This window comes from Ornithinimicrobium panacihumi (genome assembly GCF_052073805.1).
In the GTDB taxonomy this organism is placed as follows: domain Bacteria; phylum Actinomycetota; class Actinomycetes; order Actinomycetales; family Dermatophilaceae; genus Ornithinicoccus; species Ornithinicoccus panacihumi.
The window spans coordinates 117,069-136,152 of sequence record NZ_JBQGWG010000007.1; the positions used below are offsets into that span (position 1 = coordinate 117,069).

Annotated in this window: 21 protein-coding genes; 10 read left to right on the forward strand and 11 right to left on the reverse strand. The window is 73.1% G+C overall.

Annotated elements, in window-relative coordinates; all coding sequences use genetic code 11:
• Positions 1–68: 68 nt before the first annotated feature.
• The 9 genes from ACTMMA_RS08920 (at position 69) to ACTMMA_RS08960 (ending at position 7,473) form a co-directional block, all read left to right on the forward strand.
• Positions 69–464: a MarR family winged helix-turn-helix transcriptional regulator gene (locus ACTMMA_RS08920; RefSeq protein WP_441189761.1), complete on the forward strand. Its 396-nt coding sequence runs from the start codon at positions 69–71 to the stop codon at positions 462–464.
• A gap of 68 nt (positions 465–532) precedes the next feature.
• Positions 533–1,894 carry a glutamate-1-semialdehyde 2,1-aminomutase gene (hemL, locus tag ACTMMA_RS08925; protein ID WP_441189762.1) on the forward strand — a complete coding sequence of 454 codons (1,362 nt, stop codon included), beginning with the start codon at positions 533–535 and terminating at the stop codon, positions 1,892–1,894.
• Positions 1,891–2,298, forward strand: coding sequence for a universal stress protein (locus ACTMMA_RS08930; RefSeq protein WP_441189763.1), 408 nt, complete (start codon positions 1,891–1,893; stop codon positions 2,296–2,298). The genes hemL and ACTMMA_RS08930 overlap by 4 nt, the downstream gene beginning before the upstream one ends.
• An 83-nt stretch (positions 2,299–2,381) precedes the next feature.
• Positions 2,382–3,110: a histidine phosphatase family protein gene (locus ACTMMA_RS08935; RefSeq protein ID WP_441189764.1), complete on the forward strand. Its 729-nt coding sequence runs from the start codon at positions 2,382–2,384 to the stop codon at positions 3,108–3,110.
• Positions 3,107–3,742, forward strand: coding sequence for a TlpA family protein disulfide reductase (locus tag ACTMMA_RS08940; RefSeq protein WP_441189765.1), 636 nt, complete (start codon positions 3,107–3,109; stop codon positions 3,740–3,742). Before ACTMMA_RS08935 ends, ACTMMA_RS08940 begins: the two co-directional genes overlap by 4 nt.
• A complete protein-coding gene (locus tag ACTMMA_RS08945) occupies positions 3,739–4,473 on the forward strand; it encodes a cytochrome c biogenesis CcdA family protein (protein ID WP_441189766.1) in 735 nt (244 codons plus the stop codon). The genes ACTMMA_RS08940 and ACTMMA_RS08945 overlap by 4 nt, the downstream gene beginning before the upstream one ends.
• 2 nt (positions 4,474–4,475) lie before the next feature.
• On the forward strand, positions 4,476–6,236 hold the full coding sequence (resB, locus tag ACTMMA_RS08950) for a cytochrome c biogenesis protein ResB (RefSeq protein WP_441189767.1): 1,761 nt from the start codon (positions 4,476–4,478) through the stop codon (positions 6,234–6,236).
• Positions 6,233–7,201 (forward strand): c-type cytochrome biogenesis protein CcsB, encoded by a 969-nt coding sequence (ccsB, locus tag ACTMMA_RS08955; protein WP_441189768.1) that lies wholly within the window; start codon positions 6,233–6,235, stop codon positions 7,199–7,201. The genes resB and ccsB overlap by 4 nt, the downstream gene beginning before the upstream one ends.
• Entirely contained in the window at positions 7,198–7,473 is a 276-nt protein-coding gene (locus tag ACTMMA_RS08960) for a DUF4229 domain-containing protein (RefSeq protein ID WP_441189769.1), read from the forward strand. The genes ccsB and ACTMMA_RS08960 overlap by 4 nt, the downstream gene beginning before the upstream one ends.
• Positions 7,474–7,527: 54 nt before the next feature.
• On the opposite strand, the gene ACTMMA_RS08965 is transcribed toward ACTMMA_RS08960, so the two are convergent.
• The 11 genes from ACTMMA_RS08965 to ACTMMA_RS09015 form a co-directional block, all read right to left on the reverse strand.
• Positions 7,528–8,634 (reverse strand): FtsX-like permease family protein, encoded by a 1,107-nt coding sequence (locus ACTMMA_RS08965; protein WP_441189770.1) that lies wholly within the window; start codon positions 8,632–8,634, stop codon positions 7,528–7,530.
• Entirely contained in the window at positions 8,631–9,371 is a 741-nt protein-coding gene (locus ACTMMA_RS08970; protein WP_441189771.1) for an ABC transporter ATP-binding protein, read from the reverse strand. Before ACTMMA_RS08970 ends, ACTMMA_RS08965 begins: the two co-directional genes overlap by 4 nt.
• Before the next feature lie 7 nt (positions 9,372–9,378).
• Positions 9,379–10,563, reverse strand: a complete 1,185-nt coding sequence (locus tag ACTMMA_RS08975) for a peptidoglycan-binding protein (RefSeq protein WP_441189772.1) — start codon at positions 10,561–10,563, stop codon at positions 9,379–9,381.
• Positions 10,564–10,823: 260 nt separating this feature from the next.
• Positions 10,824–11,696 (reverse strand): 1,4-dihydroxy-2-naphthoate polyprenyltransferase, encoded by an 873-nt coding sequence (locus tag ACTMMA_RS08980; RefSeq protein WP_441189773.1) that lies wholly within the window; start codon positions 11,694–11,696, stop codon positions 10,824–10,826.
• 14 nt (positions 11,697–11,710) lie between these two features.
• The gene (locus tag ACTMMA_RS08985) at positions 11,711–11,986 is read right to left on the reverse strand and encodes a PLDc N-terminal domain-containing protein (RefSeq protein ID WP_441189774.1); all 276 of its coding nucleotides are present in this window, start codon (positions 11,984–11,986) and stop codon (positions 11,711–11,713) included.
• 69 nt (positions 11,987–12,055) lie between these two features.
• Positions 12,056–13,159 carry an AMP-binding protein gene (locus ACTMMA_RS08990; RefSeq protein ID WP_441189775.1) on the reverse strand — a complete coding sequence of 368 codons (1,104 nt, stop codon included), beginning with the start codon at positions 13,157–13,159 and terminating at the stop codon, positions 12,056–12,058.
• Between the two features lie 15 nt (positions 13,160–13,174).
• Positions 13,175–13,870, reverse strand: a complete 696-nt coding sequence (locus ACTMMA_RS08995; RefSeq protein WP_441189776.1) for a hypothetical protein — start codon at positions 13,868–13,870, stop codon at positions 13,175–13,177.
• Between the two features lie 296 nt (positions 13,871–14,166).
• A complete protein-coding gene (locus tag ACTMMA_RS09000; protein WP_441189777.1) occupies positions 14,167–15,120 on the reverse strand; it encodes a 1,4-dihydroxy-2-naphthoyl-CoA synthase in 954 nt (317 codons plus the stop codon).
• Positions 15,121–15,166: 46 nt separating this feature from the next.
• A complete protein-coding gene (locus tag ACTMMA_RS09005) occupies positions 15,167–15,586 on the reverse strand; it encodes a VOC family protein (RefSeq protein WP_441189778.1) in 420 nt (139 codons plus the stop codon).
• Positions 15,587–15,768: 182 nt separating this feature from the next.
• Positions 15,769–17,409 (reverse strand): hypothetical protein, encoded by a 1,641-nt coding sequence (locus ACTMMA_RS09010; RefSeq protein ID WP_441189779.1) that lies wholly within the window; start codon positions 17,407–17,409, stop codon positions 15,769–15,771.
• Complete coding sequence (locus ACTMMA_RS09015; protein ID WP_441189780.1) at positions 17,399–17,917, reverse strand: SigE family RNA polymerase sigma factor; 519 nt, start codon at positions 17,915–17,917, stop codon at positions 17,399–17,401. Before ACTMMA_RS09015 ends, ACTMMA_RS09010 begins: the two co-directional genes overlap by 11 nt.
• A 100-nt stretch (positions 17,918–18,017) precedes the next feature.
• Here ACTMMA_RS09015 and ACTMMA_RS09020 point away from each other — a divergent pair, with 100 nt between their 5' ends.
• Positions 18,018–19,031: an o-succinylbenzoate synthase gene (locus ACTMMA_RS09020; RefSeq protein WP_441189781.1), complete on the forward strand. Its 1,014-nt coding sequence runs from the start codon at positions 18,018–18,020 to the stop codon at positions 19,029–19,031.
• The last annotated feature ends 53 nt before the right edge of the window (positions 19,032–19,084 follow it).

Below are 19,084 nucleotides of genomic sequence, written 5' to 3' on the forward strand. Positions count from 1 at the left end.
GGCTCGACGCGGAGGAGCAGTCCGCCTGGCGCGCGATCCTGCGCTCCTCCCACATGGTGCGGGTCGCGATGGACACCGCGCTGGACCCCTACGACGTCAGCGTGGGGGAGTACGAGCTGCTCTCCATGGTCTCCGAGGCGCCCGGGTCGCGGATCCGGATGGCCGCCCTGGCCGAGCTCATCGTGCAGTCCCGCAGCCGCGTCAGCCACACCGCGACCCGCCTCGAGCGCCGCGGCTGGGTGCGTCGGGTGCGCTCGGTCCGGGACGGCCGGGGCGTGGTGCTCGCGCTCACCCCCGAGGGCCGCGAGATCATCGAGCAGCTCGCCCCCGTGCACGTCGAGAGCGTGCGTTCGGCGCTGCTGGACCACCTCACGCGCGAAGAGCTCCTCGCCTACGGCGAGCTGATGAAGCGCGTCATCCGCGAGACCCGCGCCAGCGACGAGCAGGCCGTCGACGCGGTGTGACCCGGGTGCACGGCGGCGCGGGAGCGCGGCGGCAGGAGCATGGTCGGCGACGTGGCAGGGTATGAGGCATGACCTCACCTGATCCTTCCGGGCCCACCTGGGGCGAGGGCGGTTCGACCCCAGCCTCGGCCGCGCTCCTGGAGCGGGCCCGCACCGTCATCCCCGGCGGGGTGAACTCTCCTGTCCGGGCCTTCCGCTCCGTCGGAGGGACCCCGCGCTTCATGACCCGCGCCGCGGGGCCGTGGCTCTGGGACGCCGACGGCAACCGCTACGTCGACCTCGTGTGCTCCTGGGGGCCGATGATCCTCGGGCACGCCCACGCCGACGTCCTGCGCGCGGTGGCCGAGGCGGCCGCGTCCGGCTTCTCCTTCGGGATGCCGACCGAGCGTGAGGTGCTCCTGGCCGAGGAGATCGTCTCCCGCGTGGACCCGGTCGAGCAGGTGCGCCTGGTCAGCTCCGGCACCGAGGCCACGATGAGCGCGATCCGCCTGGCGCGGGGCTTCACCGGCCGGTCGGTGATCGTGAAGTTCGCCGGCTGCTACCACGGTCACGTCGACGCGCTGCTGGCCTCTGCCGGGTCGGGGGTGGCGACCTTCGGGCTGCCCGACAGCCCCGGGGTCCCGCCGAGCGCCGCGGCCGAGACGATCGTGCTGCCCTACAACGACCTCGCGGCCGTCGAGGCCGTCTTCGCCGAGAGGGGCGACCAGATCGCCGCGGTGATCACCGAGGCCAGCCCCGGCAACATGGGCGTGGTGCCTCCGGCGCCCGGCTTCACCGAGGGGCTGCGCCGAGTCACCGCCGCGCACGGCGCGCTGCTCGTCAGCGACGAGGTGATGACCGGCTTCCGCTGCTCTGCGGCGGGCTGGCTCGGGCTGGAAGGGGTGCCCGCCGGCGGCGCCCCCGACCTGTTCACCTTCGGCAAGGTCATGGGTGGCGGCTTCCCCGCGGCGGCCTTCGGCGGTCGGGCCGACATCATGGCCCACCTCGCCCCGGAGGGCTCGGTCTACCAGGCCGGCACCCTCTCGGGGAACCCCGTCGCGGCCGCGGCCGGGCTGGCGACCCTCCAGGCCTGCACGGACGACGTCTACCGCCGCCTCGACGTGGTTGCCGGGACCTTGGCCGAGGCGGTGACCGAGTCGTTCAACCTTCACGGCATCGCGCACCGCATCCAGTGGGCCGGGTCGATGTTCAGCGTGTTCTTCCGCGAGGGCGAGGTCGCCGACTACGACGACGCCAAGGACCAGGACACCGCCGCCTTCGGGCGCTTCTTCCACGCGATGCTGCGCCGGGGCGTGCACCTGCCGCCCAGCGCGTTCGAGGCGTGGTTCGTCTCCGCGGCCCACGACGACGAGGCCCTCGAGGTGGCGGTCGAGGCGATCCACGAGTCGGCGGCCGAGGTGGCCTCCGGGGAGCGGGAGGGGCGGCCTTGACCCAGGACGACCAGCCCGTCGTCATCCTGGCGCACGTGCCGCACCGCGCGGCGGCGGCCGCCTTCGAGGCCGCGGTCCGGCAGGCCTCGATGCGCGGTGCGCGGCTGCTCATCCTCAACGCCCTGCACATCCAGCCCGGCAAGCAGCGGGCGGAGGCACGCTACGGCGAGCTCAAGGCCATGGCGGCCCGCGCGCGGGAGGCAGGGGTGCCCACCGAGTTCGAGCAGCCGGTGGGGCCGGACGAGGCCACGATGATCCTCAACCGCGCCCACGGCCTGCCGGCCGAGGTCCTGGTCATCGGCACCCGGCGGCGCTCGACGGTCGGCAAGCTCATCATGGGCAGCACCGCCCAGCGGATCCTCATGGAGGCCGACTGCGAGGTTCTCGTGGTCAAGCCGGGCTGAAGCCCGGCCGACCCTAGAATCCACGAGACGTCGGGCGCGCAGACCTCAGGAGACGCTCAGGTAGGCGTGGGACAATCCGGCCCATGTCCGACGTCGTCCCCGAGCCCGAGCGCGCCTCCGAGTCGCCCGAGGGGCGGACCCTCCACGACGGGACCCCGGTGACCGTGGTGCACGTCGTGCGCCATGGCGAGGTGCACAACCCCGATGGGGTCCTCTACGGCCGGTTGGACGGATACCACCTCTCGGACCGGGGACGCCAGATGGCGCAGGCCACCGCGGACCACCTCTCCGGTCGCGGCGTCACCCACGTCGTGTCCTCGCCGTTGTCCCGGGCGCTGGAGACCGCGGCCCCCATCGCGGCCGCCCACGGCCTCGACGTCGACCACGACTCCCGGCTGATCGAGTCGAGCAACCACTTCGAGGGCCTGACCATCGGGCAGGGTGAGGGGCAGCTGTGGCGGCCCGAGCACTGGAAGGCCTACACCAATCCTTTCCGGCCGTCGTGGGGCGAGCCCTACGCCCAGATCGCCGCGCGGATGCGCAACGCCGTCGACAGCGCCCGTCTGGTGGGGGAGGGGCATGAGGCCGTCGTGGTCAGCCACCAGCTGCCCATCTGGATGTTGCGTCGCTCGCTGGAGGGGCGCCGGCTGTGGCACCACCCGCGGCGTCGCGAGTGCACCCTCGCCTCGGTCACCAGCATCCTCTTCCACGGCCGGCTCCCGGTCCGGATCACCTACGCCGAGCCGGCCGGCCACCTGCTGGTGGGCGCCCTCGACGTCACCGGCACCTCCACCGAGGTGATCGGCCGATGAGGCGCAGTGCGGTCCTCGCCCCGGTCGTGGCGGCGCTCCTGCTGCTGACCGGCTGCGACGACGGGGGCAACAGCATCAACGACCAGATGCGCCAGGGCGACCAGAAGGGCTATGTCGCCGGCGACGGCACCATCCAGCAACTGGCACCCGAGGACCGCGCGACCACGCTGGAGCTCGCCGGCACCACACTGGAGGACCAGCCCTGGGCCTCGACCGACCATGCCGGCACCGTGCTGGTCGTCAACGTGTGGGGCTCCTGGTGCGGCCCCTGCGTCAAGGAGGTCCCGGACCTCGAGGCGGTGGCCTCGGAGAAGCGCGAGGCCGGGCAGCCGGTCCAGTTCATCGGCGTCAACGTCCGTGACTCCGTGCCCAACGCGCTCGCCTTCCAGGAGCTGCACAAGGTCTCCTATCCCTCCCTGGCGGACGACGGGGGTCGGGCGCTGTCCCAGCTCCAGGGCCTGGCCACCGCCCGACCCACGACCCTCGTCCTCGACGGGCAGGGCCGACTGGCGGCCCGCGTCAACGGGCCGGTCAGCGCCAGCACCCTGCGCAGCCTGATCGACGACGTCCTGGCCGACGAGCCCGGTGAGGACGCCGCCACCACGACCGAGGCACCTGGAGCCACCGGGTGAGCGAGCTGGTCCTGACCGGCCCGCTCCTGCTGGCCGCCGCCGTCGCCGCGCTCGCCGGGCTGGTCAGCTTTGCCAGCCCCTGTGTGCTGCCGCTCGTGCCCGGTTTCCTGGGCTACGTCGGCGGCATGACCGGCACCGAGACCTCCTCCCGACGGCGCCTGCTCGCCGGGGCGGCCCTCTTCGTGCTCGGCTTCACCCTGGTCTTCCTCCTCATGAGCGTGGTGATCTCCGGCCTGGGGCTGGCCCTCACCGAGCACCAGGGCACCCTCCTGCGCGTGGCCGGGGCCGTCGTCATCGCCCTGGGTCTGGTGATGATCCTCCAGCCCGGCACCTCCTGGCAGATCCGTTGGCGCCCGGCGGCCGGGCTGGCGGGGGCACCCCTGCTGGGGGCGGCCTTCGGACTCGGCTTCACCGCGTGCAGCGGCCCGGCGCTGGTGGCCATCCAGACCCTGGGCACCTCGATCATCCCCGGTGACGGGCAGGTGGGCCGCGCCCTGGTGCTGGGCACCGCGTACTCCCTCGGCCTGGGGCTGCCCTTCCTCCTGGTGGCGGTCGGCCTGGGCTGGGTGACCACGGCATCACGCTGGCTGCGCGACCACTACCTGATGATCCAGCGGATCGGCGGCACGCTGCTCGTGCTCCTCGGCCTGCTCATGGTCGCCGGCCTCTGGAACGACATCACCGCCTGGCTCCAGGCCCGCCTCGTCGCCAACTTCGAGACGGTGATCTGACGATGGCTGACGACGTGAAGACGGCTGACGACCAGAAGGTCGCCGACGACCAGAGCGCCGCCGAGGCCCAGAAGATCGAGCCCACCTATCCCAAGAACCGCACCACGATCGGCGGCCCCCGTCTCGGTCCGATCGGCTGGGCCCGTTGGGTCTGGCGCCAGCTGACCAGCATGCGCACCGCGCTTTTCCTGCTCCTGCTGCTGGCCGTCGCGGCCATCCCCGGATCGATCTTCCCTCAGCGGGGCGTCGACCCGGCGCGGGTCGTCAGCTACATCCGGGAGAACCCCGAGATCTCGCCCTGGCTCGACAGGCTGGGCCTCTTCGAGGTCTACGCCTCGCCCTGGTTCGCCTCGATCTACCTGCTCCTGATGATCAGCCTCATCGGCTGCATCCTGCCCCGCACGCGCCAGCACCTCGAGGCGATGCGTGCCCAGCCGCCCCGCGCCCCGAGGCGACTGTCCCGCCTGCCCGAGCATCGGCATACCGTGATCGACGCGGACCCGGCCACCGTCGCCCGCGCCGCCCGCGCCGCCCTCGAGGGACGCCGCTACCGCCTCCGCGAGGAGCCGGACGGCGCGCTGGTCGTCTCGGCGGAGAAGGGCTATCTCAAGGAGACCGGCAACCTGCTCTTCCACCTCGCGCTGCTGGGGATCATCGTGTCCGTCGCGGGCGGGCACCTGTTCGGCTGGCGCGGCGAGATCATCGTGCGTGAGGGGGAGACCTTCACCACGGGGGCCGGCAACTTCGACACGCTCACCATGGGCCCGCTGGTCCGGGAGAGCGACATCCCCGTCTTCAGCTTCCGCCTCGACGAGCTGGACGTGCAGTTCGAGGCGGAGGCGACCGGTGCCCAGTTCGGGCAGCCGCGCGTCTTCCAGGGCCGGGCGACGATCCAGCAGGGGGACCGGGCGGCCCGTGCCGACGAGTTTGCGGTCAACAAGCCGCTCCAGGTCGACAACACCTCTCTCTACCTGCTCGGCAACGGCTACGCGCCCGTGGTGACCGTCACGGACGCGGAGGGGCGCATCACCTTCCAGGACGCCGTCACCTTCCTGCCGCAGGACAACAACTACGCCTCGACGGGGGCGATCAAGGTCACCGGCGTGGAGCCCAACCTGGGCTTCGTGGGCTACTTCATGCCGACGCTGACCTTCGACCCCACGCTCGGGCCGATCTCCTCCTTCCCCGGGCTCGTCGACCCGGCCCTGGTGCTCACCGCCTTCGAGGGCGACCTCTTCCCCGACGGCGGGGCCCAGTCCGTCTTCGACATCGACACCGAGGACATGACCCAGCTCGTCGGCGAGGACGGCGAGGCGGGCCTGCTCATCCGCCCCGGCGAGAGTCTGGAGCTCGCCGACGGGCGCGGCAGCATCGAGATAGAGTCGGTGATCCGCTGGGCGGGTCTGCTCGTGCGGCACGACCCCGGCCGCGCCCCGGCGCTCGCCTTCTCCGGCGTCGCGCTGCTCGGTCTGGTCCTCATGCTCGGCGTGCGACGTCGCCGCGTCTTCGTCCGCGTCGAGCCGGGGTATGCGGCGTCCGCCGGCTCCGTGAACCCCGCCAGCGAGCAGGCGCGGCATACTGGACTGGCCGTCGCCGGCCTGCCCAAGGGCACCGACCCCGGCCTGGAGGACCTGGTCGAGGAGATCATGGAGCAGATCGTGGCCGCGTCAGGGGGCCGGGTGGTCCCGGACGAGGCCGAGCCGGCACGCACAGACCTGGCGCCGTCGCACGACGACGCCGAGACAGACAAGGACGACGCATGACCAACCAGACCCTGGCGATGGCCTCGGACTACGCGATCTGGGGCTCGATCATCGCGCTGGCGCCGGCGTTGCTGGCCTTCCTCGTGCACCTGGCGGTGGCGGGGGCGGCCCAGCAGCCCAAGGCGGAGCGGGTGGAGGAGCGTCAGCTCGTGGGCAGCGGCGCCCCCGCCGCTCCCGCGACGGAGGGGCCCGGAGCCGTCGAGCCCGTCCGCGGGTCGCGCCGCTGGGGCGTCGTCGGGCTGCAGCTGACCTGGCTGGCGACCCTGCTCGTGGTCGCCGGGACGGTGCTGCGCGGGATGTCCGTCTCCCGGGCGCCCCTGGGCAACATGTACGAGTACGCCATCATGACCGCCTCCTTCGCCCTGGTCATCTACTCGGTGTGGAGCCTGCGCAAGGACCGGCTGTGGCTGGGCCCCTTCGTCGTGCTGCCGGTGCTGCTGACGCTGGGCGCGGCGAAGCTGGGCTGGTACACCGAGGCCTCCCAGCTCATGCCGGCGCTGGACAACATCTGGCTGATCATCCACGTGACGATCGCGATCCTGTCGACCGCGCTGTTCGTCATCGGTGCCTCGGTGGCGATCGCCTACCTGTTCAAGGACACCGCGGAGAAGAAGGGTGCCGTGCGCGGCTGGCTGGCGGCGCTGCCGCAGGCCCGGAAGCTGGAGCGGATCACCTACGGCCTGCACATCGTGGCCTTCCCGTTGTGGACCTTCACCCTGGTCGCCGGGGCGATCTGGGCCGAGCAGGCCTGGGGCCGCTACTGGGGCTGGGACCCCAAGGAGACCTGGACCTTCGTCATCTGGGTCATCTACGCCGCCTACCTGCACGCCCGCGCCACCAGCGGCTGGACGACCCGCCAGGCGACCTGGGTGGCGATCGTCGGCTTCGTCTGCGTCGTGCTCAACTTCACGGCCGTCAACCTCTTGATGACCGGTCTGCACAGTTACTCGGGAGTGAGCAATTGATCGCCGTCCGCTACACCCTGATGCGCCTGCTGATCTTCTTCGGCTGCTTCGCGCTCCTGCTCCTGCTGGACATCAGCTGGATGTGGGCCGCGGTCGGGGCGATGGCCCTGTCGATGGTCGCGTCCTACTTCCTGCTCGCCCGTGACCGGGAGGCCATGGCGGCCGGGCTGGAGCGCCGGATCGAGGAGCGGTCGGCCCGCCGGCAGGAGAAGATCGAGGCCGAGCGCACCGCCGAGGACGGACCGTTCGCCGAGGACGAGGACTACCGCTGATCCTGACCGCCGCGTGCTGACCGCCGCGTGCTGACCGCCCGGGGCGCGGGCGGGTCACGGGGTGCGCAGGACCCTGACGGGGTCGCGGGTCGCGGCGTAGAGCGCCGGCGGCACGGCCGCGACCGCGGCGGCCAGGAGCGCCAGGGTGGCGGTGCCACCGGTGAACTCCCAGGGGGGAAGGGCCCCGGCACCCACCCGGCTGGTGACCCACAGCCCCAGCGCGACGCCGAGCGCCGCGCCGAGCAGCGCCGGGGCCAGCGTGCGGAGCACCACGAGGGAGACGATCGCGGCCCGGGTGGCCCCGAGGGCACGGCGACGGCCGAGATCCTTGCGCCGCACGAGCACGTCCGCCAGGGTCACGATCGCCACCAGCAGCGCCCCGCCGCCGAGCACGCCCAGGAGCAGGGTGCGGCCGAAGGTGGCCAGGTCGCCGGTGACCTGCTCCTGCAGCTGGGCCAGGGAGACCGGTGAGGTGACGGTCACCGCGTCGGGCGCGGGCGGGTCGATGAGCCGCAGCACCTGGGCCTGGGCGGCCTGGGCGACGTCGGCGTCGGTGAGCACGACGTGCACCGAGTCCAGCGCCCGCCCTTCGGGCGCGACGTAGAGCACGCCCGACCCGTAGTCCCCGAAAGGCTCGCGCGCCTCGAACGCCCCCACCACCGCCCAGTCGTCGACGACCGTGGTGGAGGCCTGCGCGACCCAGCCGACCGGGGCGTCCAGGCCCAGACGAGCCATCGCCTCCTCGGTCACGACGGCCTCGCCGGGGCCGGGCCAGCGTCCCGAGGTCAGCGTCGCCACCGCGGACAGGTCGCCGTGCACGCCCCAGGCCGGGACGCGGGTCGCGCCCTGCCCCACCGCCCCGTTGACCACGTCGACCGGGATGAGCGTGCCGACCGCGCGCTCGGTGGTCGACAGCCCGGCGGCCTGGTCGACGATGGTGGGCGAGATCAGGTCGTCGCCGCGGGCGTCGGCGACGACCAGGACGCGGGAGCCGGCGGAGTCCAGCCGGGCCAGCAGCTGCTCCTCGGCCGCGGCCGTCCGGCCCACCGTGGCCAGGGTCGCCGCGCACATCGTGGCCACCAGGAAGGTCACCAGGGCCGAGGGCACCTTGGCGGCCCAGGTCGTCGCCAGGGCCTCGCGCAGCATCAGCAGCCATCTCACAGCGCCAGCACCTCGTCCGCGTGCTCGATGACGAAGGGATCGTGCGTCGCGATCACGACGGTCCGGGGTATGCGGCGTCCCTCACCCTCGCCACCCTCACCGGCGTCCCCGGCGTCGGTGCCGTCCCCGGCGTCGGTGCCGTCGGGGGCTGTCGCGCCCCGCGCGCTGCTGGCGCCGCTGGCGGCGGCCGAGAGGGCGGCCAGGACACCGGCGGCGTTGTCGCGGTCGAGGTTGCCGGTGGGCTCGTCGGCCAGGATCACCAGGGGGTCGGTCACCAGGGCACGGCAGACCGCCACGCGCTGGGCCTGTCCGCCGGAGATCTCTCCGGGCCGGTGGTCGGCCCGGGCGCCCACCCCCATCTGGTCCAGCAGGTCCCGGCCCCGTGCCCGGGCCCGGCCCAGGCCCCACCCGGCGTAGAGGGCCGGCTCGACCACGGAGTCCAGCACCGTCCGGGTCGGGTCGAGCGCGGAGTCCTGGAAGACGAAACCGATGCGGTGCGCCCGCACCCTGGCCCGCACCGCGTCGGGGGCGGTCGAGACGGGGCTGCCGTCCAGGACGACCTGGCCCCGGGTCGGGGTCAGCATCAGCCCCAGGACGTAGAGCAGCGTCGACTTGCCCCGTCCCGACGCACCGGTCAGCGCGGTCACCGCGCCGGGGGTGAACTCGTGGGACAGCCCGCCGAAGAGCTCCTCACCGCCCCGGGTGTAGGCGAAGCTCAGATCACGCACCGCGAGCACGCCGGCGTCAGCCTTCCTGCGTGGAGACGGCACCATCGCCGCCCTCGCCACCATCGCCGCCCTTGCCGGGCTGCGGCGCGGGTTGCGGCGCAGGCTGCGGCGGCGCCTGACCCGCACCTCCCTGACCGCTGACCTGGACCCGGGTGCCGGGGGAGAGATCTCCCTCGACGACGGCGACGCCCTGCCCCGACCCCCGCACGGTGACCTCGACCTCCCCGGCCTCGGTGACCACATACGCCGAGCCGTCCGGCCGGGTGTGCACGGCGGCGGCGGGCACGGTGGTGCCGTGCACCTCCGGGACCACGACGACGCGCGAGCGCAGCGTGACCTGGGCGTCGTTGGGCAGCGCGCCGCAGTCGTCGCCGCAGACCTCGCCGCCGTCGGGGGCGGAGAGGGTGAAGGTGGTCGAGCCGTACTCGTCCAGCGTCGACGCGGCGATGACCGCGTCCCAGGTGTGGTCCTCGAAGGAGATCTCGACGGTCGCCTCGGCCGGGATCAGCCGGGCCTGCTCCTGGGTGACCACGAGCACGAACTCGCGGGCTCCCGTCGGGGCCAGCACCGCGTCCTCGCCGCCGGACAGGGTTCTGCCGACCGAGATCCCCTCGCCCAGCTGGACGACGGCCGGCAGGTCCTTGACGGCGACGAGCTCACCGAGCGGGACGATGCCCGTCTGCTCCCGGCCCTCCGCCTTCTGCCAGGCCCTGACCGCCCGCTCGGTGGCGGGCCCGAAGTCGCCGTCGGGCTCACCGGTCAGGTGCTCCTGCTCGATGAGCAGCCGCTGCAGCGGCTCCACGTCCTCACCCTTGACGCCCCGGGCCAGGTCCCGCCAGAAGGGCGTGTCGGCCTGCACCACCCGCACGGGGGTCCGCCCCACGACATACACCGTGTCGCCCTCGTCGACCTCGCCGGGGGACACGCTGGTGACCACGCCGGAGACGGCGTTCTGGGCCACCGGGAGCGCCGGCTGGCGCAGGGTCGTCGACAGCGGCAGCGATCGTCCGACCGATCCCTCGGAGGCCTGGGCCCACATCACCTGGGCTGTGCCCTGCGCGCCGGAGTCCTCGGGCACCGAGGAGGTCAACGTCGCCCGAGCGGCCCACCACGCGGCTCCCGCCGCGGCGGCCATCAGGCCCAGGACGAGCAGCACCCCCAGCGCCCGACGCAGGGCCGAGCCCCTGACCTGCTGATCCATCGACCGCGACCTCCGTTGCTCGCTTCCCTGCGGAGGCAACCTTAACGTCGGGCCAGCGGCCAGGGTTGGGCCGCGTCGCGAACGTGACCGGAACGTGATCCGCGGGCGATGGGTGCGACATCGCTCTGAGCCGGATTTTTCACTCTGAGCCGGATGTATCCGGGAGTGAGGAACAACAACCGGCTCAGAGCTGTGCGGCGGCCACCGGGTCAGAGCGGTGCGGCGGCCACCGGCTCAGAGTCGAGCGGTTGGCCACCGGGTCAGGCGAGCGCGAGCCCCAGGGTGAGGGCGGCCGCATACCCGAGCTGGAGGATGCCGGTCTGGGCCAGCGCCGGGAGCAGCTGGGGGCCGAAGTTCTCCCCGCGCACCACCTTGACCGGCTTGACCGCCAGCGGCGCCGCGAGCAGACCCAGCAGCGCGGTCCAGTGGGCGAGGGCGGCGACGAGCACCATGACGAAGGCGCCGACCACCAGGAAGGTGTAGAGGTTGCGGGTGCGGGCGAAGCCGAGCCGCACCGCCGTCGTGCGCTTGCCCGCGGCGCGGTCGCCCTCGAGGTCGCGCAGGTTGTTGGTGACCAGGATCGCGCAGGCCAGGAAGCCACAGCCGATCGCGCCGGCGACCGTGGCCAGGTCGATGCGGTGGACCTGCGTCCAGGTGGTCCCCATCACGGCGAACAGGCCGAAGAAGATGAAGACCATGACCTCGCCCAGGCCGCGGTATCCGTAGGGATTCTTGCCGCCCGTGTAGTGCCACGCGGCCCAGACCGCCACGACCCCCATGGCCAGCAGCCACCAGGCGTTGGACAGGGCGACCAGCGCCAGCCCGGCCACGGAGGCGCCGAAGAAGGAGGCCATCGCAGCCATCTTGACGTTCGCCGGGTCGGCCAGCCGCTGACCCACGAGCCGCACCGGTCCGACGCGCTCCTCGTCGGTCCCGCGGATGCCGTCGGAGTAGTCGTTGGCGTAGTTGACGCCGATCTGGAAACCGAGGGCGACCACGAGGGCCAGCAGCGCCAGGCCCATGTTGGAGCTGCCGAGGGCGTGGGCGGACGCGGTGCCGACCATGACGGGAGCGAGGGCAGCCGGGAGCGTGCGGGGGCGCGCGCCCTCGATCCACTGGGCGAGGGATGCCATGGGTGAGCGGTTCCTTACAGGCCTTTGAGGAAGTCGGGGTCGTCGTCGGGGCCGACCGGGCCGCGGGAGTCAAGACCCGGCCGGCGCGGTCCGAAGATGGTGTCCAGGATGCTCACGGGGCGACCGGCGATCAGCCAGGCGGTGCCGCCCACCAGCGGGAAGATCAGGATCATCAGCAGCCACAGCGCCTTGGGCAGACCACGGATCTTGTCGTCCTCGGTCTGGACGGCGTCCACGACGCAGTAGATCGTGAAGGCGAGCACCACGACGGGGATCAGGACGCGCAGCACCGTGACCTCCTCCTGCCGTGACGGACCCTGAGAGAACCATTCTGCCACCCCGGCCCGGGGGTCCCGTCCTCAACCGTCGGTCAGCTGGTCCCGGACCGCGGCCCGGTCCGGCTTGCCGGAGGGCAGGAGGGGTACGCGGTCGCTCCAGACGATCTGCTTCGGCGCCGCGTGCGGGGGGAGGGTGGGAGAGAGGGCCTGGCGGAGCTCGCCCAGCGTGGGGCGCGTGGACAGGTCGCCCGCGGAGGTCGGGGTCAGCAGCGCGGCCACCACCTGCCCCCACTCCGGGTCGGGCAGCCCGACCACGACGGCCTCGTCGATCTCGGGCAGGGCGGCCAGGGCGGTCTCGACGTCGCGCGGCTCGACCTTGTGGCCGCCGGTGATGATGACGTCGTCGATCCGGCCGAGGATCTGCAGCCGGCCGTCGACGAGGGTGCCCCGGTCGTCGGTGACGAACCAGCGGCCGCTCCCGTCGGTCAGGAACCGCTCGGCGGTCAGCTCCGGCCGGTCGACATAGCGCTCGGCCAGGACGGGACCGCCGAGCAGGATGCGCCCGTCCTCGATCCGCGCCCGGACACCCGGCAGCGGCGTCCCGTCGTAGACGCAGCCCCCGCAGGTCTCGCTCATCCCGTAGGTCGTGACCACCCGGGTGTGCTCGCGGGCACGCTCCAGGAGCGCCGGGTCGGCCGGGGCCCCGCCCAGCAGGACGGTGTCGATGGCGTTGAGGGCGCGGCGGCCCCCGGAGCCGAAGTCGGTGACCAGGCGGTGCAGCTGGGTCGGGACCAGCGAGGCGTAGACCCGGTGTCCGTGCGAGCCCGCCGCGCGGACCGCCGCGGACAGGAAGTCGGTGCGGAACCGCATACCGTCGGGGAGGGTGACCGGCTCGGTGCCGGCGAGCACCGACCGCGCGACCACCTGGAGCCCGGCGACGTGGTGCGTGGGGAGGGCCAGCACCCACCGGCCGTGGCCGCCGAGGACCTCGGCCGTCGCGTCCCCGGAGGCGCGGAGGGCGGAGCCGGAGAGCTCGACGCGTTTGGGGGTCCCGGAGGAGCCGGAGGTCGCGACCACGACGCGGTCGCGGTCGGTGCCGTCGAGGACACGGCACAGCAGGGGGTAGAGCTCGGCCAGCGTGAGGTCTGGCGTCAGCTCGTGCCGGACGACGTCGGCCGGGGTCACGCGGGGACCGCCAGGTCAGTCAGCGGTCTGGAAGGAGTGGTCCAGGTCGATGTACCACTCGTCGCCGATCTTGCGCAGGGTGATCGGGTCCTGGCCGATGGTCTGGGCGAAGAGGTCGGAGTAGTTGTCGGCGTCGACGACGGCGGTGTCGCCCTGCACGTCGGCGCCGCGGATCTGCATCGCCTCGATGATCGCGGTGAGCTCGTCGTCGCCGGAGGGGGCCACGTCGGCGAGGACCTCGGGCAGCAGCTCCTGGCAGGTCTCGTAGTCGGAGGGCTGGTCCTTCATCGGCTTCTCCGCGTCACTGAAGGACAGGAGGTGGTCGCAGACCTTGCCGTCGGCCTCGATCATCGCCACGTAGAAGGCCTTGGCCACGTCGGCGGCCGCCTGGCCGTCCGCGCCGCCCTCGACCTCGTCGGGGTCGCCGGCACCGGCCGTGGAGCCCGACGCGTCGGTGCCGGAGGCGGCCTCGTCGTCGGCGGTGTCGGCTGCGTCATCGTCGGCAGCGGGGCCCCCGGACCCGTCCGCAGCTCCCTCGGTGGTCTGGTCCGCGGCGTCGTCGGCGGCGTCATCGCTCGCGGCGTCATCGCTTGCGGCGTCATCGCTCGCGGTGCCGACGGTCGGCGACGTCGTGGTCGGCTCGGCGTCGCCGGAGCAGCCGGCGAGGATCAGGGCCGGGACGGCCAGGGTGCAGACGAGCGCTCGACGCATGGTGCGGGAGTCCTCCCCATCGGTGGTGCGGTCGGTGGAACTCGTCCAAGTCTCGCACGGGCTGGTGAGAGGACGATGAGGCTCGGCGTGGCGCCGCATACCCCAAGGGTGTGGGCGGCGGCAGCCCGCGGACTGGAGGGAGGGCGCAGGCTCAGGGACTCGATGGGCGCAGGCTCCCCGGACTCGACTTCCTGCGGGGTAGCCCACTTCACGCCGGTTATAGCCGGCACACAGGTCGAAAAGCCGCATGAAGTGGGGGCGGCCCGGCACGGGAGGAGCAGACGTGCCCCTGAGGGTCAGAAGTACCAGGGGAAGGGCGACCAGTCCGGCGCGCGCTTCTCCAGGAAGGACTCCTTGCCCTCGACGGCCTCGTCGGTCATGTAGGCCAGGCGGGTCGCCTCGCCGGCGAAGACCTGCTGGCCCATGAGGCCGTCGTCGGTGAGGTTGAAGGCGAACTTGAGCATCCGCTGGGCGGTGGGCGACTTGCCGAGGATCTCGCGGGCGACCTGGATCGACTCGGTCTCCAGCTCGGCGTGGTCGGCGACGATGTTGACCGCGCCCATCCGCTGCATGGTCTCGGCGTCGTAGGCGCGGCCGAGGAAGAAGATCTCGCGGGCGAACTTCTGCCCGACCTGCTTGGCGAGGTAGGCGGAGCCGTAGCCGGCGTCGAAGGAGCCCACGTCGGCGTCGGTCTGCTTGAAGCGCGCGTGCTCGCGCGAGGCGATCGTCATGTCGCAGACGACGTGGAGGGAGTGGCCGCCGCCGGCCGCCCAGCCGTTGACGACGGCGATGACGACCTTGGGCATGGTGCGGATGAGCCGCTGGACCTCGAGGATGTGCAGCCGGCCGCCCTCGGCCTTGACGCGGGCCTCGTCGACGCCGGAGGCCGTGACGTCGTCGGTGCCCTGCTCCGCATACTGATAGCCGCTGCGCCCGCGGATCCGCTGGTCACCGCCGGAGCAGAAGGCCCAGCCGCCGTCCTTGGGGGAGGGGCCGTTGCCGGTGAGCAGCACGACGCCGACGTCGGGGGTCATCCGCGCGTGGTCGAGCGTGCGGTAGAGCTCGTCGACGGTGTGCGGCCGAAAGGCGTTGCGCACCTCGGGGCGGTCGAAGGCGATCCGCACGCAGCCCAGCGCGACGTGGCGGTGGTAGGTGATGTCGGTCAGGCCCTCGAAGCCCTCGACCTCCTGCCACTGGCTCGGGTCGAAGGGGGCGTCGGCGGGCTGCGGGGCGGTGCTCTGCTCGGTCACGACCTCAGGGTATGCGGTGCGCCGGCGCCTCTGAGGGGGGTGGGAGTCAGCGGTCGCGTGAGGACAGCACGCAGAACTCGTTGCCCTCCGGGTCGGCGAGCACGGTCCAGGTGACCTCGGCCTCGTCCTGGCCGACGTCGACCTTGGTCGCGCCCAGGTCCAGCAGGCGCTGGATCTCGGCGTCGCGGTCCTGGGAGGTGTGCGGGGCGAGGTCGATGTGGAGGCGGTTCTTGACGGTCTTGCCCTCGGGGACGGGGACGAAGACCAGGCCCTGTCCGCGCCGCATCCAGGTGTCCAGGTCGGGAGCCGGGCCCTCCTCGTGCTCCTCGAGCGCGTGCCGCGGGACCGCGACCGCCTCGTCCGGGGTGTCGTAGACGACCTCCCAGTTCAGGGCCTCCGCCCACCAGCGGGCCTGCGCCTGCGGGTCATGGCAGTCGACGACGATGGTGTACCACTTCAGTGCCATGTGCCCCAGCCTGCCGCACCCCGGCGAGCGCCGCACCGGAGACCGACGTCGTCGCGGACAGCCCGCGTCCGCAGTCGGGTGGAGGGACGATCATCCCCGTCCGGTCAGGGCTCCTGGACGCCGCTCTGGGCAGCTGGACGCCGCTCAGGGGCCCAGACGCAGGTCAGGGGCACAGACGCAGGTCAGGGCTCCCAGAGGTCGAGGCTGACCACGCGGACCTCGCCCTGGTCGTCCAGGTAGAGGTCGACGGTGAACCACTGCAGGCACGAGTCGATCGTGCCCGGGGCCGGCTGGATCCACACGTGCCGCAGGCCGTCGGTGTCCGCGGGAGGCTCCATCGGGGGGCCGGCGCAGTGCGGGTGCTCGCCCGCCCCGGTTCGGAAGGCGTCCGGTCCAGAGGTCTCGCGGTGCCGGGCGAGCGTCTCCAGGGCGGAGAAGGCTCCTTCCCGGGCCCGGAAGTGCCCGTCCGGGTTGTCGACGGCCCAGGCATTGGGATCCGCGAGGGCTGCCGGTGTGCGCGTCGTGATCACCTCGGGGCCGAGGGCGAGGCGGACGCCCGAGGGGGAGAGACGGAGCACGGCCGGGTCGATCTCACCCTCCGCTGCTCCGGCCGCTGCGGCTGCCGCGGTCAGGGCGCGGGCAGTGCGGAGCTCTGCCGCCGTGACGACGTCGGGCAGCAGCGTCTCGTCGTGACTGAGCACCCGCTCGGCCAGGTCGGAGGGGAAGAGGTCTCGCACGTCCGTCTCGTAGCGGCTGCCATCACCCGGCAGGTGCACCCCCTCGGCGTCGAAGCGCACCGGGACCGACAGGCCAGGAGCCTCTGCGGGGTCGCCGCCATCCGGCGCCTCGCCGGTGCAGCGCACCCACGCCCAGGCGACCCGACCCTCGTCCTCACCCTCACCCTCTGTCCGCATCAGTCGTGCCTGGCAGGAGGGGGAGTCGACCCAGGTCTCCTGCTCCATCGCCACCGCGATCTCCTCGGCCTGGGAGAACACCGAGGGATCGGCAGGGTCGGGCAGGTCCGTGCCCGGGGCCGGCAGGTCCACCAGGGCGTCGGCCAGCTCCTCGACGCTGCCCACCCGCGGCCAGTGGCCCTGCAGCTCGGCGTAGTCCACGTAGGGTCCGTCGATCCCGGTCGGGACGTCGAACCAGGCACCGTCGACGTGGGGATAGGCCCTGGGCATGCCTTCCGGTCCCGCACCCGGCTCGGTGTTGCCGACGACCAGCAGGACCGGTCCGCGCACCTCGTCGAGCTGGGACTGGCGCATGCTGAACCCGCCCCCGACCGAGAACGACGCCTCGATCGTCCCCGGGGTCTCGTCCCCGGCGAGATGGCGCGTCACGTCGACGACCATCAGCACGGAGGGGATGTCGTCGGGACCGCCGGCCTCGGCGAGGCGGACGGAACGGACCTCGCCCACCACCACGAGCGGAGCGGCCATGGCCTCGTGCGGCGACCCCAGCGGCTGGTAGTCCATCGCCATCCCGCTGTTGCCGATGGCGTCGACCAGGCGTTGGTTGGCCTCGAGCGCCTCACGGGTGCCGGCCGTCGTCGCCGCGGTCGTGGTGGTCCCGGCCGGGTCGAGCGGCCCCGTGGAGAGCCCGCCCCCGAGCCCGTTGACGGCCACGGCCGTGACGATGGCCGCCGCCGCCACGGCGCCGCCGATCCCGACCGCGGTGCGCCGCCGACGCCGGGACCGGGCACCGCTGATCGCCGCGGGCACCAGGTCGACGTCGTCCACCTGTCCCGCAGCCCGAGCCAGGAGCAGCCGGACGTCCTCGTCACCGTGCGGCACCTCATACCTGTGCTTGTCAGAGGCCACCAGGACCACCTCCGGAGGGCGTCGCACCGGCGCGCCCCATCGCCTCCCGCAACCGCCGCAGCGCCACGTGAGCCTGGCTCTTGACCGTCCCGACGCCCACGCCGAGCGCGTCGGCGATCTCGGCCTCGGGCAGGTCCTCGTAGTAGCGCAGCACCAGCACCGCCCGCTGCTTGGGCGTCAGCGTCATCAGCGCCTGGCGGACGTCCGCGCCCGCCACCCACCCCTCGGACGCGTCCCCCACGGGCCGGTCGGGCACCTCTGCCCGCGGCTCTACCCGACCGTGGCGGCGCCACACCGAGACGGCGTCGTGATACATGATCCGGCGCGCGTAGGCGTCCGGCCGCTCCTCGCGCAGCCGCCCCCAGCGGTCGGCCACCTTGATCAGCGCGCCCTGGACCAGGTCCTGGGCGCTCGCCTCGTCTCCGGTCAGCAGCACGGCAGCACGCAGCAGAGCTCCCTGGCGCGACCTCGCCCACGCGGCGAACTCGTCCTCCCACTCCCTGCGCATCCGACCTCCTCATCTGTCCTGCTAACGCCGACGGGGTGCGCCCAGGTTGGCACCTCGGTGGAGAATCTGGGCCGATCTGCGCGCTGTCTACCCTGGTGTCGTGACCGATCTGCCCTCGCTCGAGGAGATGCTCGCGGCCGCCCACGTGGTGACGCTGCCGATGAGGGTGCGCTTCCGGGGGGTCACCGAGCGCGAGGCGGTGCTGCTGAAGGGGCCGCGCGGGTGGGCGGAGTGGGCGCCCTTCCCCGAGTATGGGGACGCCGACGCCGCGCGCTGGCTGCTCGCCTCCGTGGAGCTCGGCTGGGGGGAGGTGCCTGCGCCGGTCCGCATCGAGGTGGGGGTCAACGCCACGGTCCCGGCGGTAGGCCCCGGCGAGGTGGAAGGAGTCCTGGCCACCTTCGACGCCCGCCGGACCGCGAAGGTGAAGGTCGCCGAGCGCGGTCAGTCGCTGACGGACGACGTCGCACGGGTCACCGAGGTCCGGCGCGTCCTGGGCCCAGACGCGCGGATCCGCGTGGACGCCAACGGGGCCTGGTCGGTGGCCGACGCGGCCGAGGCGCTGACCGCCCTCTTCCGCGTCGGTCTGGAGTATGCCGAGCAGCCCTGCGCCACCGTCGAGGAGCTGGCCGCCCTGCGCCTGGCCCTGGCCCGCGCCGGGGTCGACGTGCCGATCGCCGCCGACGAGTCGATCCGCCGCGCCGAGGACCCGCTGCGCGTGGCCCGCGAGGGCGCCGCCGACCTGGTCGTCGTCAAGGTCGCCCCGCTCGGCGGCGTCGCCCGCGCCCTGGCGATCGTCGAGGCCTGCGGTCTGCCGGCGGTCGTCTCCTCCGCGCTGGACACCTCCGTCGGCCTCGCCGGTGGAGTGGCCCTCGCCGCAGCCCTCCCGCAGCTCGACCACGACTGCGGCCTGGGCACCGCCGCGCTGCTGGCCGCCGACGTCGTGCCCGACCCGCTCCTGCCCCGGGCAGGCACGCTCACGACCGACCGGGCCCAAGAGGCCCGGGACGGGGTCGACCCCCGGCGGGTGGCCGCATACCGGAGCGGCGCGGAGCGCCAGCAGTGGTGGCGCGAGCGCCTCGGCCGCGCCCACGCCCACCTCGCGGCGCAGGTTTAACCTCCCCGAAACGCACGCAACGCACTGTTAACACGCAGGCGCGCGCTCCTGAA